Source organism: Campylobacter sp. CNRCH_2013_0898h (genome assembly GCF_025772965.1).
Taxonomy (GTDB): domain Bacteria; phylum Campylobacterota; class Campylobacteria; order Campylobacterales; family Campylobacteraceae; genus Campylobacter_D; species Campylobacter_D lari_D.
In genome coordinates, this window is sequence record NZ_JAKMTD010000001.1 from 58,209 (window position 1) to 72,165 (window position 13,957).

The window sequence follows — 13,957 nt, forward strand, 5'->3', positions numbered from 1 at the left end:
TTAAATTTTATTTTGCAACACTAACTTTTGCTGATCTAATTACTCTATCATTCATCATATAGCCCTTTTGTAAAAGTTGGACAATATGATTACTTTCATGATCAGTGCTTTCAACATGAAACATTGCTTCATGTAAATTTGGATCAAACTCACCATTTGCTTCTATTGCTTTAACCATATGTTTTTCAAGTTTTTTCAAAAGCAAGTCTAAAGTGTTTTGAACCCCTTCTTTTATTTTCAAACTTAATTCATCATTAGCTTCTACATTAATAGCCGCCTCTAATGCATCAACTACATCAAGCAAATCTTTAGCAAAACTTTCATTTGCATAAATTGTTGCTGAAATTTTTTCTTTTTCCATTCTTTTTTTGATATTTTCAAATTCAGCATTTGCTCTTAAATAAGTATCTTTTAACTCATTATACTCTGCTTGAAGTTTTTCTAATTCATTGTTTTGATTTTCTGAATTTTCCACTGCTTCTTCTTGCATTTGCTCATTTTGCTTTTCTTCGCTCACGCAGCCTCCTTTATAATATTTAACATTGTTTTAAAATCAGAATACACACTACCAGCAAAAACCACATTAGATTCTTTGCCTAAAAATGTACTCTTAAGCTTTAATCCCATAAAACCCTCTTCAAATAAAGGATCAAATTGCAATTTATCGTTAAAATAAAATCCAATTTGAGGAGATAAAAGCTTAGCAAATTCATCATTTTGATAAATTTGATAAGCTTTACTCTCATTATATCTATAATAAACCATAGCTTCTTTTAGCATAGTTATTTTTTCCAATAACTCTTTAAACTCAACTCTAAAAGCTAAATTTTCAATACTTTTTAGATCAAGTCCTACTAGCCTTTGTAAGAAAACCAGACTATCTTGGCTAAATCTTAAAACCAACTCATTTTGTCCAAAATCAAGTATGATAAATTTATCATTAACCTTGGTAATATCTTGCAAAATAAGCTCATCGCCACCATAAACTAAGGTATAAATTTCAAACTTATCAAGCAAAAATTCTAATAATGCAAGATCGTTAATCACAATCTCATCTTCGCAAAGTTGCTCATACCAATAAGCCTTCATAGCACTAAAAGTTGGTATGCGACCACTGCTAATATGAAGTTGCGTTAATACACCCTCATCGCTTAATTTTTTAAAATAAACTCTTATAGTAGAAGCAGGTATGCTAACTTTATGATTTAACTCATTAGAACCCACAGGGTTATTACCCTCTAGATAGGTTTCAATGATAGTTTTTAAAATTAAATCTTTTTTACTATAAGACTTCACTATAAAACCTTAAATTTTTTATTTTAGCACTCAATGTTTTTAAGTGACAAGATAATTATACAACTTTAGTATAATAATGTCAAGTTATTTTTAAATAAAAATATTTAAAATTATTTAGTCTATATAACTAAAGTTTATTTAGCCATTTATATATAATATATAAAAACTTATTTTTCAGTTTTTTTAAAAGAAAAGATAATATAATTGCGTCTAGCAATATTTTTTAAAAGGTTTATAATAATGAAAAATCTTACTTTAAGAGAAAAGCAAGATCTTGAAGCTTATGTGTTTTCCAATATAGAAAGAAAAAAAATGGCTTTAAGTAGAATTTTAAAGTTATATTATTTAAGATTTTTTAGATTAGTTTTTTAATTTATATTTTCTCATACCCTCTTTTGTAAAAGATAAGTCTTTAAAATCAGGGGATGAGATTAACTCCATACAAGTTTTATCCAAATTTTCCATTCCACTTACTTGCATACTAGCTTGCAAATTTTCATCTAAATATAAATCAAAAATTACACAAGCTTGATCATTGACCTTGTAGAGAATTTTTCCACCTTTCTTCTCATCTAGTTCATACACTTGTAATTTATCATTTTTACTCATTTTATTAATTTCATTTGCAAAAGATTGATGTAAGGTATAATAAATCATAAAATCGCGCATAATATTTTTAATATCAGCAATTTCTTTTCTTAGTTTTGATAAATCTTTAGTGTATAAACTTATAAATTGCGTATTTAAGTATTCATTTAGATTTTTTTCGTTTAAATTTTCACACAATGGATAAAATTTAACCACGAAAGCCTTATCTTTAGCAAGCACTATATCCACACAAGCTTGTTTGTTTTGTTTGTATTCTAAAAATAAAGCTTGACTAGAGCTTAAATTTAGCGTGTTTTGTTTATTATAAGCAAAATCACTTAAATCTTCATAGATATTTGCATAAGAAAAAATTCCTATAAAAAGCAATAATAAATTTTTCATTCAAATAAATCTTTATGATGAATTTTTAAGTACTCTACTACTTCTAAGATCTCATCAACTCCTTCTTTTTGGGTATTTTGACAAACCTCATCAATACAATCAATATAAACTCCAATTGCTTTTTCTAATTTTACTCTTTTTACCCCAGCAAACAAGAGCATTGCTTCTAAAACTATACTTAATTCATATTGTAAATTTTCTATTTCTTCTTTAAAATCATGATTTGTTTTCATTATTTTCCTTTAATTCTTTACTTTTAATTAAATCTACAAATTGTGCTTTTATAAAATCATAATTAGAGCTATCTTTATACGCAGCAAATAATCCTCCGCTAGCATTTTTATGCCCTCCCCCATTAACCAAACTTTTAGCCATCAAACTCACATCGATTTTATTATTTGCTCTAAAACTTAAGGTTTTTCTCGAACTAAGATCAACAAAAAAATCAAAATCAGGATTTTGTATTAAAAAATCATTTCCAATTACGGAAGTATTGCCTATATTTGAAGTTAATAAACCTTTACTTCCTTTATAAAATACACTAAATTTTTCTTTATTTACACTTAATCTTTCTACCACAAATTTAGAAATTAAATTGCTTAAAGTATCATCATTTTCTTTTTTAAAAAAAGATTTTTTTAAGCCATGTAAATCATCATCTAAATTAATATGAGCATTTTTTTGATGAATGTATTTTCTACAAACATCAAAAAGATAAAAAAGATATTTGATATTTTCTTGTGCAAACATTACCCTATTGATTTCTTTTGCTCCAGAAACCATACCAAGCAGTACTTTTCCAAGCTCAAAATTCTCATCTTCACTCAACCAAATATCTACTGCATTTACCACATCCACAAATTCTGACAAAGCCTTATTTTCGCCATAACATTTACTAAAAAAATCATAAACAATCTTAGTAGCACATCTTTTATCATCTAAAAAATACCAAGGATATTTTTGCATACATTCTAAGCCACTTTGATGATGATCTAAAAGTAAAAGTTTGATTTTTTTGCCTTCTATAGCTTTTTGAAAATCTTCACATTGACTTAATGTTAAATTTAAATCCGTGATTAAAATCACAAATTCTTCATTAGGATTTTGCTTTAAATCTTCCTCTATATTTTTAAAAATCACATTAAAATTTTCATTAATTTCTTTACCGTAATTAGAATTATAAAAATAACAATTCTTAAAATAAAAATCTAGCACATACTGACAAGCATAACCATCTAAATCCGTATGTGAAAGATGATAAATTTTCATATTTTTCCTTTATAAATTATCAACTTTTATAATACCTTCTGTTTCAAATTTGGTATTTTCTGCAATCTCAGCAAAACTTAAGACCGTAATATTAATACCAAAATTAGAACAAATATCGGCAATGAATTTTCTAAGTTGCGGCTCAACACAAAGCAAGAAAGGTTTAATTCTTGTATTTGCCACACTTGCAAGTTCAGCTTTTAAAGCTTCTACTAAAGCACCAGTTTGAGCTACATTTATCATTAAATGATACGAACCATCTTTAAACTGCACATGCTCCATTAATTTTGCAGCAGCAGCTGCATCAAAAATATAAAAACTAATTTGCCCTTTTTCATCCACATATAAATTTGTAATCGCTCTTGCTAAAGAAGCCCTTACATGCTCAATAATCATATCCAAACTCTTACTTACTTCAGCTATATCACTAATTGATTCTAAAATTGTAAGCATATCTTTAATAGGAATATGTTCTTTAAGTAAAGCTTTTAAAACTTTTTGGATTAAACCTATACTAGCAACTCTTAAACAATCATCTACTACGATAGGATAATCATTTTTGATTTTATCCAATAAATTTTGAACCTCTTGTTTAGTTAAAAGCTCTGAAGCATTAGCTTTTATAAGCTCACTCATATGGGTTGAAATCACACTTGCTGGATCAATTACAATATAACCATTTAGCGTTGCCTCATCTTTTAAAGATGATTCTATCCATAAAGCATCAGAATTAAAAGCAGGTTCTTTAGTAGCTATACCTTCGATAGGTTCAGTGATAAAACCACTATCCATAGCTAGATATTTATCAGGATAAATTTCAGCACTAGCTATACCCACACCTTTGAGTTTAAAAGTATATTCATTTGGTTTTAATTGCAAATTATCTCTAATTCTAATTTTTGGCATTAAAAAACCTAAACTTTGAGCTATATTGCGTCTTGTTGATCTAATACGCTCTGTTAATTCACTTTCTGCTAGTTTGATAAGTCCATAACCTAATTCTAATTCTAAAATTTCTAATTTTAAAATATCTGTGATTTTATTTTCTTCTTCTTTTAAGATTTCTTCTTCGCTGCGTTTTTGAGGTTTAGCTTGTTCTTCTTCATGGGTTTCTTGAGACTTTTTAGCTGAAATTGCATTGATTTGAATTTTACCTTCTTGCACTTGCTTTATCATATAACCAAGTCCTAAAAACACCAAAGCCATAAAGCCCAAAGAAAAATGTGGTAAGCCTGGTACTAAAGCAAATATAAATAAAACAAAGCCTACAATTAATAAAGTTTTGTATTCCCCTAAAAGCTGATTGATAGAACCTTCAGCAAAATTATCCTCATCTTTACTAGCACGCGTGATGATAATTGCAGTTGCCGTTGAAGTTATAAGTCCAGGAATTTGAGAAACAAGTCCATCACCTATTGTTAATATAGTATAAGTTGAAGCACATTCTCCAAGCTCCATATCATGCTGAAAATAACCTATCATAAACCCACCAATTAAATTTACAATGGTGATAATAATCCCAGCAACAGCATCCCCTTTTATAAATTTAGAAGAACCATCCATTGCTCCATAAAAATTTGCTTCAGCTATGATTTCTTGGCGTCTTGCGCGTGCAGTTTTTTCATCAATCAAACCTGCATTTAAATCCGCATCAATAGCCATTTGCTTACCTGGCATTGCATCAAGGGTAAATCTTGCTTGAACTTCAGAAACCCTTGTACTACCTTTAGTTACAACCATAAAATTGATTAAAACTAAAATACAAAAAACAACCATACCTATAACATAATTTCCACCAACAACAAATTCACCAAAACTTGCCACTATATCACTAACAGCAGCTGGACCTTGATGACCTTCGCTTAAAATCATACGCGTTGTAGCTATGTTAAGTGAAAGTCTAAAAAGCGTAATAATTAAAATCATAGTTGGAAAAGTTGTTAAATCTGTAGGTTTTGGTATATATAAAGAAATTAAAATAATTAAAACTGAAATTGCTATACTTAATGCAAGAAAAAAATCTAAAACTATACTTGGTAAAGGTACTATAATAATAGCTAAAATTGCAATAATTACAGCTACTATAGTTAGACTCTTTGCCTTTAAAATAGGTGCAACAAGTGGAGCAATCCAAGGCAATACTAAGCTAAAAATATCCCTTTTAGCCATTATTTTGAATAATATCCTCTAGAGTAATAGAAACTAAAAAATAATCTATCTTATTTTGAAGCTTCACCAACACAGGCATAATTTTACAATTTTCTTCTTTTTGCGAAGGACAAATTCCATTACTACACTCAAATACATTGATAGATTTTTTCTCTACACTATTAATAATTTCTTTTAAAGTGTATTCACTTGGCTTTTTAACAAGCATAAATCCACCTTTAGCACCCTTATAAGATTTCAAAAGTGCGTCTTTAGCAAGTGCTTGTAAAATTTTTGCTAAAAAACTTTTTGGTATATCTAAAACACTTGACATGGTATCTACATCTTGTGGTTCTTGGGATTTTGCTATATGAATTAAAGACAATAAAGCATATTCGCTAGCTTTGGTAAATAACACTTTTTTCCTTTCATTGAAATATTAATAAACAATATCTATTTTTAATTTTAAATAAAAATTTTAATTATATCAAAAATATGTGTTGTTAAATATTAAATTTCTTATTTTTTAAATTTCAGCATTTTTTTTGTTTTTTTTAGTTATAATTGCACTTTTTATTTTAAATACCGCTCAGGAGGTCTATTATGGCTTTAGATTCGGCTAAAAAAGCAGAAATAGTTGCAAAATTTGCTAGAAAAGAAGGAGATACTGGTTCTCCAGAAGTTCAAATCGCACTTTTAAGCGCAAGAATTTCAGATTTAACAGAACATTTAAAAATCTACAAAAAAGATTTTTCTTCTCGTTTAGGTCTTTTAAAGCTTGTTGGTCAAAGAAAAAGACTTTTATTTTATCTAAAAAGAAAAGATTATCAAGCTTATTCTAAATTAATCAGCGAATTAAATTTAAGAGATAAATAAGCCTCGTGCTTATTTATCTTTAATATATTTTATTTTAGTTATTTACCACTTCTTTAATTTAAGTTTTCAAAATTTCAATATTTTATTCACAAGAGTTTCACGATGTGATTTTAGCTTCTAAGTATCTAAAAATAGCACTTTAAGTTTTATGAGTAAAAATATTTTTCACATTTAATTTTATTGATTTTTAATGTTTTTTCACTTTTGCTATAAAAAATCCATCTGCATAATTATCTGGTAAAACTCTTTTGGCAAATGACAAATCAAAATCATCACTTTTTGCATTAATGAAGTTAACATTTAATAAATCAAAATCTAGTAATTCTAATTTAAAATTTTCACTTCTTAACGCATTTTCTAAAACAGCTTCATTTTCTTCTCTTAAAAATGTACAAGTACTATAAACCAATTCCCCACCATGTTTTAAGGCTAGTAATGCTGAATGTAAAAGTTTTTTTTGTAAATTTGCTATTTGCTTAATTTCTTTTGTGTTTTTTTGTATTTCAAAACCCATTTTTGCAAAAGTTGAACAAGGCGCATCAAGCAAAATTTTATCAAATTTCAAAGGACAAGCTTTACCTATAGTGCGTGCGTCTTTTAAAAAGCATTTTGCAATTTTAACTTGATAATTTTCCATAGTTTTTTTTAAGGTAAAAAAGCGTGTTTTAGATAATTCACAACTTGCTAAATAACCCTCATTTTGCATAAAATTGGCCAAATTTAAACTTTTTCCACCAGGAGCTGCACACATATCTAATACATTCTCACCAGCTTTAACACCCAAAGTTTTAGCACATAAATACGAAGAATAATTTTGTATATAAAACTTACCCTCATTAAAAGCATTCATTGAGCTTAATTTGCTTTTAAAAACACTAGGTATTTTATAACAATACAAATCAATTTTTTCAAATTTTATATTTTTTTCATTTAGAATTTCTTCTAGTTTTTCATTGTCAATAAGCAAAGAATTTCTAAAAATATTGACATATTTTTCTTGATTAAAACTTTGAAGGATTTGTTCTTTTTGCTCTTTTGTATAAATTTCATCTAAAGCTGTATTTAAATCAAGCAAGGCCATAAAAATCCTTTAAAAATAAATATGCAGCTAAAGAATCAAGTTTGCCATCTTTTTTCTTTAAATTCACTACACCAAGCTCTTGTGCGTTTTTAGAGCTAAAACTCTCATCAACAAAAAAAACTTCTTTATCAAAATCAAGTAAAGATATGAAATGCTCTATTCTTTTTCGCATTTCATCTTCACTAGATCCGCCCAAAGGAATTCCTACCACCAAAGTATTTACATCATAGTCTTTAATGTATTTTTTTACCTCATTTGCTGCTTGATTGCGGTTTTTTCTAATGATAGCTTCAAGCGGCATGGCCATGCTTTTATTAATACACAAAGCAACACCAATACGCTTTAAACCTATATCTAACGCTAAAGTATTCATATGCAAGCTCTTATTTTCACTCCAGAAATTTCCACCAGACCCTCAAGTTCATATTCATAAACTCTATCACCAAATTTTTTCAAAACTTTTTCTAAATCATTTTCATGCTTTAAAAAGCTTAACAAATCATCCTCACTTTGCTCTTGATAAAGCTCTCCAAACATTTTTGCAAATTCCTCAAAATTATGAATTAAATTTGCTTTTTTTGTGGCTAAAAGTAAATTTGTTCCTTCACTTTCATCTTTCCTATGAGGTAATACATATATAGGTTTATTCATACTCAAAGCAAGCCTTGCACTTTGCATAGAACCACTTTTTAAATCAGCTTGAGCTATTATAACAACCTCACTTAAAGCAATAATAAGCCTATTTCTTAATAAAAAATCATATGGCTTTGCTTTATATTTTGCTTCATTTTCACTTAAAGCTAATGCATTTTCATAAATATTTAAAATTTCATTTGTATTAGCTTTTGGATAAATCTCATCAAGTCCATTAGCAAATATGGCTATAGTTTGAGGATAAGCTATTTTAGCTGCTTGGATATCCACACCCAAAGCCCCACCACTTACTACACAAACCTTAGTTTTTTTTAACAAAGATACTAACTCAATGAGACAATTTTTAGTATAAACGCTCATTTTTCTAGAACCTATAATAGCTACTTTTCTAGCATTTAAAAGCTCTAAATTGCCTTTATAATAAATCTTTGAAGGTGGATTTAAAAGATTTTTAAAATCTTCAATATTCTCAATAAATTTCATTTAAATATACAAGTTCAACTGAATTTAACAAATCTTTACTTTGCACCAAAGCTTTAAAAGTCTTTTCTCTTGGATGACCAATAGCTATAGCAAAACCTTTCTTTCTTGCCTCTTCTACTGCTTGTTTGAGTTGATTTTTAATATATGCTATATCATCTTCATTATCTAAAAAAACATCTCTGGCTATATAAGGCTGATTAAATTGACTTACTAAATTTTTAGCTTTAGAATTTCCTATGGTTCTTGAATCTACAAAAATAAAATCATTTTGTTTAAAAGCATTAAATAATTTTTCCATAGCCTGCTTATTTGCAGTAAATAAACTTCCTGTATGGTTGTTAATAAATTTTACTTTTGGAAATTGTTCTTTTACAAAAGCTACGCGCTTGCTTATTTTTTCCATATCATCACTAGGGTGTAAAGTGTTTAATTCTGCCTTGTCATATTTTATAGCAGCAAGAGGCAAATGCACCATAAAAAAGTCAAAATCCTTTGCAAACTCAGCTGTATAAGGATGGCGTTTATCAGGTGGAAAAAAAGATGGGATTAATTTTAAATTTGTTTTTTTAAGCATATCTACATGAGTGTGACTTGCCATATCATCTATGATAATTGCTAGACGAGGCTTGGTATTTTTTTGTACTAGAATTTGAGTTTTATTATCCTCGCTTTTATCTGATATATTTTGCTCTTCATTTTTTGATTCTTTGCTTGTATTTTGATCTATTACTTCTAAAATTGAAGTTTGATTATCTTCTTTAGTTTGATTTAACTCTGTATTTACAGGGTTTAAATTTAAAATTTCACTAATATTTTTATCTAAAAATTCTAAATTTTCATTTTCTAAAGTCAAATTTATATCATTAAAACTAAAATTATTTTCTTGTTCTATTATAGGTAATGGTTCTTTTTTGTTTATTGTTTGATTGTAATCTAAACCTTTATTTTCTTCTTTTTTTAAAAACAAAGCTCCAAATGCAAAAAGAAAAATTCCAATTACAACAAGACAAAGTGCTAAAAGCACTTTGTATTTTTTATTTATAGTTTTCAAATTAGTTTTTATCTTTATCAACTAATTTTTTAGCACTAATCCAAGGCATCATAGCGCGAAGTTCGCGTCCTGTTTTTTCTATCAAAGAATCATTCATTAATTTACGCTCTGCATGCATTCTTGCAAAATTCGCTCTTCTTTCTAAGATAAAATCTTTAGCAAAACTTCCATTTTGTATATCTTTTAAAACACCTTTCATAGCTTCTTTAGTTTCTTTGGTAATAATCTTAGGCCCTGTGATATAATCTCCATATTCAGCAGTATTAGAAACAGAATATCTCATATCAGCAATACCACCTTGATAAATCAAATCTACAATTAATTTCATTTCATGCAAACACTCAAAATACGCCATTTCAGGTTCATACCCTGCTTCAACTAAGGTTTCAAAACCAGCTTGGATTAAAGCACTAAGTCCTCCACAAAGCACCGCTTGTTCGCCAAATAAATCTGTTTCAGTTTCAGCTTTAAAAGTCGTTTCTATAATACCTGTTCTACCACCACCTATAGCACTAGCATAACTTAAAGCTAAATTTTTAGCATTTTTACTTTCATCTTGGTGGATAGCAATTAAACAAGGAGTACCCCCGCCTATACTAAATTCATGTCTTACAGTATGACCTGGAGCTTTAGGAGCTATCATAATCACATCTATACCTTTTGGAGCAACAATTTGTCCATAATGGATATTAAATCCATGTGCAAATGCTAGAGTTTTACCTGCTTTTAATTCAGTTTTAATTTCTTCATTAAAAATTTCACTTTGAATTTCATCAGGAGCTAAAATCATAATCAAATCTGCTTCTTTAGTAGCTTCTTTTACACTTTTTACTATAAAATTTGCTTTTTGAGCTTTTGCCCAACTTTGCCCACCCTCTTTTAAGCCTATGATCACTTCTACACCACTATCTCTTAAATTCATAGCATGAGCATGACCTTGAGAGCCAAAACCTATAATAGCTACTTTTTTTGATTTTATTAAATTAATATCACAATCTTTATCATAATAAATTGACACAGCCATTATGCACTCCTAAAATTAAAATTAAAGCAAAGATTATAACTAAAAAATATAAATTTAATCCTTTTATGATAAAATTTAAGTTTTGAAAAATTACTATAAAGAGTATTATGAAAGAATTATTTAATCAACTAAGCTATGGTCTAAATGCTGATGAAATTACCAATAAAAGCAAGCAAATCATTAGAGAGTTGCTAACTTGCGATATCATTAAATTTTATAAAAACAAATACTATTTAAAAGATGGCTTTACTTTTGGTAAGATTGATATTTCAGCTAATGGAACGGGATTTTTAGAAAGTTTTGATCCTGTTTTTAAGCGTGATTTGCTCATAGAAAATAAAAATTTAAAAGGAGCAAATTATGCTGATATAGTTGTAGCAAAATTACTTCCTCTTAAAAAAAAGCGTCCAAGTGCTAAAGTTATCTTAATACTTAAAAGAGCCCATGAAACTTCTTTGGTTATAACTAAAAAATACGGTGAAGCAGTCCTTGGAGTAAATATTCAAACAGGACTCACATGTGCCTTAAAAGCCTCTCAAAAATCCTTAAAAACTCTACCTTTAGGAACTATTTTAAAAATAGAAAATCATGATAATAATATCACTGAAGTGATAGGGCATATTAATGATGATTTTGTAGATGAAAAAATTTCCTTAGCACTTTTTAATAAAAATGCAGTTTTTGATAATTTATGTGAAAATGAAGCAAGAGCTTATGGAAATGAAGTTGATGCGAGTATGTATCCATCAAGAAAAGATCTTAGAAATTTAAATTTTTGCACCATTGATCCAATTGATGCAAAAGATTTTGATGATGCAATTTATTATGATAAAAATGAGCATGCTATTTATGTAGCCATAGCTGATGTAAGTGCTTATGTGCATGCTTATAGTGCTATTGATAAAGAAGCAAGATCAAGGGGTTTTTCGATTTATTTTCCTCATATTGCCATACCTATGTTACCAAGAGCTTTGAGTGAAAATATTTGCTCACTAAAACCTAATGAAGATAGGTTAGCATTTTGTTTTAAAATAAGCTTAGATCAAAACAATGAAGTGATTAAAGAAGAGCTTTTTGAGGCTATTATCAACTCAAAACGCCGTTTTAATTACGATGAAGTTGATGAGTATTTACAAAAGCAAGAAGATTTAGGCACAATCAATTGGCTTTATGAGGTTTTCAAAATCACTCAAAATTTACGAAAAAAACGATTAAAAAATGCTTGTGAGTTTAAAACCCAAGAGCTAAGAATGACTTTAGATGAAAATAATAAACTCATAAAAACACGCCTTGAAAATGACACTGCCTCGCATAATTTAATCGAAGATTGCATGCTTTTAGCTAATAAAGCTGCAGCAAAACTCATTGATATAGGAGTTTTTAGAAATCATTTAAATCCTGATTATAAAAAAATAGATCAATTGCTAGCTGATCTTTCAACACTTAGTATAGATATTAATCCTAAAAATAATGTCATAGAATTATTTAAAGACATTCAAGTCTTAGCAAATGAGCTAAATATAAGAGAAGAAGTAGATAAACTCATCATCAAAGCGCAAAAAAAAGCAGAATATTCTAGTGAAAATGCAGGGCATTTTGGCTTAGGTTTTGATAAATATACCCATTTTACAAGTCCTATTAGAAGATATTCTGATCTTATATTGCATAGACTTTTAAAAGCTAAAATCAACAATGATGAAAAAATGTTTAATTATTTGCTTTTAAATATACAAAGTACTTGCGAGGAATTAAGTTTATTAGAAAGAGAAGCAGATAAGGTTGCTTGGCATTTTATGGATAGAAAATTTGCAAGATGGGCAAAAGAAAATATAGGAAAAAGATTTAAGGCTTTAGTGGTAGAAAATCAAAGTTCATTGCAAGTAAAATTAAATGATGAAATTAAGGGAGCTTTGATTACCATCATAGGTTCAAGGGCAAATTTATTAGAAAACATAGAAGTGGAAATCACTGAAGTAGATATTGTTAGTGCTAAAATTTTTGGTAAAATCACTAAGCATTTTAGTTTAGAAAGAAACCAAAATGTATAAAAATCAACTCCAAAGCTTACTTAATGGTAATAGTTTTCCCAATTATTTCTTGCTTTATGGAGCGGATAATTTCCAAATAGAGCTTTATACTAAATTTATTAAAGACAAATACTCTTTTGATGAGAGTTTAAGATTTTATTTTGAAGAATATGATTTTAAGCAAGCATATGATTATTTATCTAGCGCTTCTTTATTTAGCGAGAGAAAACTGCTAGAAATCAAAACTCAAAAGAAAATCTCAAGTAAAGAACTCAAGCAACTTTTACAGCTTTGTCAAAATTCGCAAGATAATTATTTTTTACTTGAAATTTATGATGAAAGCTCCAAACAAAGTGAAGCGGAGAAAATTTTTGCTAATAATTTTTGTAGATTTTATAAAGTAAATTCAGCTAAGGAAGGCATGGAATTACTAGCTTTAAAAGCTAAAGAATTAAATATTAACATTACTCAAAATGCCCTTTATGCTCTTTTTTATAATTTTAATGAAAATTTATATTTAGCGGCTAATGAGTTAAATAAATTTAGTGGTCTAAATATCAATGAAAAAATCATCCAAGAGCATTGTTATAGTTTAAGTACTATTAGCTTTGAAAGTTTTTTTGATAAATTAATGCAAAAACAAGATTTAAGAAACGAACTTGAAAATATTTTAGAAAATTATAATGAAATAGCATTGATTAATGCCTTATATGCAAATTTTTCTAGACTTTTTAAAATAGCTTTACATATTAAAATTTATGGAAATTTAGACTTAAAAGAAATTTTAGGCTATGCTCCACCTATTTCTGTGGCACAAAATCTTCAAAAACAAGCTCTTATGATCAAAATATCACAATACAAAAATATCTTTTTGACACTTTGTAATTGCGAATATGAATTAAAAAAGAATTCTAAAATAGAAAAAAAAGAATTTTTAATCGCAACACTTTTACAACTTAGCTCCATATTAAAAAGTTAAATTAAGAAAACTTATGGTAAAATGAAATTTGCATTTTATGCAAATCCTTGCCTAAAATTTTAGGCTTTATATCCATAAG

At 27.9% G+C, this 13,957-nt stretch carries 16 protein-coding genes; 4 read left to right on the forward strand and 12 right to left on the reverse strand.

Annotated features, from left to right (window positions below):
- Positions 1-7: 7 nt before the first annotated feature.
- Positions 8-517 (reverse strand): nucleotide exchange factor GrpE, encoded by a 510-nt coding sequence (grpE, locus tag L8X50_RS00280; protein WP_263660079.1) that lies wholly within the window; start codon positions 515-517, stop codon positions 8-10.
- The gene (locus L8X50_RS00285; protein ID WP_087700643.1) at positions 514-1,296 is read right to left on the reverse strand and encodes an HrcA family transcriptional regulator; all 783 of its coding nucleotides are present in this window, start codon (positions 1,294-1,296) and stop codon (positions 514-516) included. The genes grpE and L8X50_RS00285 overlap by 4 nt, the downstream gene beginning before the upstream one ends.
- Before the next feature lie 240 nt (positions 1,297-1,536).
- Here L8X50_RS00285 and L8X50_RS00290 point away from each other — a divergent pair, with 240 nt between their 5' ends.
- Positions 1,537-1,668, forward strand: coding sequence for a hypothetical protein (locus L8X50_RS00290; protein WP_256374638.1), 132 nt, complete (start codon positions 1,537-1,539; stop codon positions 1,666-1,668).
- On the opposite strand, the gene L8X50_RS00295 is transcribed toward L8X50_RS00290, so the two are convergent.
- The 5 genes from L8X50_RS00295 to L8X50_RS00315 are packed head-to-tail and all read right to left on the reverse strand — an operon-like array spanning position 1,657 to position 6,121.
- Positions 1,657-2,286, reverse strand: a complete 630-nt coding sequence (locus L8X50_RS00295; protein WP_263660080.1) for a hypothetical protein — start codon at positions 2,284-2,286, stop codon at positions 1,657-1,659. The two genes, L8X50_RS00290 and L8X50_RS00295, sit on opposite strands and share 12 nt — an antisense overlap.
- A complete protein-coding gene (locus L8X50_RS00300; RefSeq protein ID WP_257942438.1) occupies positions 2,283-2,519 on the reverse strand; it encodes a hypothetical protein in 237 nt (78 codons plus the stop codon). Before L8X50_RS00300 ends, L8X50_RS00295 begins: the two co-directional genes overlap by 4 nt.
- Positions 2,503-3,555 (reverse strand): DHH family phosphoesterase, encoded by a 1,053-nt coding sequence (locus tag L8X50_RS00305; protein ID WP_263660081.1) that lies wholly within the window; start codon positions 3,553-3,555, stop codon positions 2,503-2,505. Before L8X50_RS00305 ends, L8X50_RS00300 begins: the two co-directional genes overlap by 17 nt.
- Before the next feature lie 9 nt (positions 3,556-3,564).
- Positions 3,565-5,724: a flagellar biosynthesis protein FlhA gene (flhA, locus tag L8X50_RS00310; protein WP_133318796.1), complete on the reverse strand. Its 2,160-nt coding sequence runs from the start codon at positions 5,722-5,724 to the stop codon at positions 3,565-3,567.
- Entirely contained in the window at positions 5,717-6,121 is a 405-nt protein-coding gene (locus tag L8X50_RS00315) for an Rrf2 family transcriptional regulator (RefSeq protein ID WP_263660082.1), read from the reverse strand. The genes flhA and L8X50_RS00315 overlap by 8 nt, the downstream gene beginning before the upstream one ends.
- Positions 6,122-6,306: 185 nt before the next feature.
- On the opposite strand from L8X50_RS00315, the gene rpsO reads away from it, so the two are divergent.
- Positions 6,307-6,579 carry a 30S ribosomal protein S15 gene (gene rpsO, locus L8X50_RS00320; protein ID WP_263660083.1) on the forward strand — a complete coding sequence of 91 codons (273 nt, stop codon included), beginning with the start codon at positions 6,307-6,309 and terminating at the stop codon, positions 6,577-6,579.
- Positions 6,580-6,766: 187 nt separating this feature from the next.
- On the opposite strand, the gene L8X50_RS00325 is transcribed toward rpsO, so the two are convergent.
- From L8X50_RS00325 to ilvC, 5 genes are read right to left on the reverse strand one after another with little or no spacing between them, the layout of a single operon-like run.
- Positions 6,767-7,660, reverse strand: coding sequence for an RsmB/NOP family class I SAM-dependent RNA methyltransferase (locus tag L8X50_RS00325; protein WP_263660084.1), 894 nt, complete (start codon positions 7,658-7,660; stop codon positions 6,767-6,769).
- Positions 7,647-8,033, reverse strand: a complete 387-nt coding sequence (gene ruvX, locus L8X50_RS00330; protein WP_220567240.1) for a Holliday junction resolvase RuvX — start codon at positions 8,031-8,033, stop codon at positions 7,647-7,649. The genes L8X50_RS00325 and ruvX overlap by 14 nt, the downstream gene beginning before the upstream one ends.
- Complete coding sequence (locus tag L8X50_RS00335) at positions 8,030-8,797, reverse strand: DNA-protecting protein DprA (RefSeq protein ID WP_263660085.1); 768 nt, start codon at positions 8,795-8,797, stop codon at positions 8,030-8,032. Before L8X50_RS00335 ends, ruvX begins: the two co-directional genes overlap by 4 nt.
- A complete protein-coding gene (locus tag L8X50_RS00340) occupies positions 8,784-9,848 on the reverse strand; it encodes a divergent polysaccharide deacetylase family protein (RefSeq protein ID WP_263660086.1) in 1,065 nt (354 codons plus the stop codon). Before L8X50_RS00340 ends, L8X50_RS00335 begins: the two co-directional genes overlap by 14 nt.
- A 1-nt stretch (position 9,849) precedes the next feature.
- Positions 9,850-10,872, reverse strand: coding sequence for a ketol-acid reductoisomerase (ilvC, locus tag L8X50_RS00345; RefSeq protein WP_263659087.1), 1,023 nt, complete (start codon positions 10,870-10,872; stop codon positions 9,850-9,852).
- Between the two features lie 107 nt (positions 10,873-10,979).
- Between ilvC and L8X50_RS00350 the strand changes: the two genes are divergently transcribed.
- Positions 10,980-12,920, forward strand: a complete 1,941-nt coding sequence (locus tag L8X50_RS00350) for a VacB/RNase II family 3'-5' exoribonuclease (RefSeq protein ID WP_263660087.1) — start codon at positions 10,980-10,982, stop codon at positions 12,918-12,920.
- On the forward strand, positions 12,913-13,878 hold the full coding sequence (gene holA / locus L8X50_RS00355; protein WP_263660088.1) for a DNA polymerase III subunit delta: 966 nt from the start codon (positions 12,913-12,915) through the stop codon (positions 13,876-13,878). The genes L8X50_RS00350 and holA overlap by 8 nt, the downstream gene beginning before the upstream one ends.
- Positions 13,879-13,957: the final 79 nt, after the last annotated feature.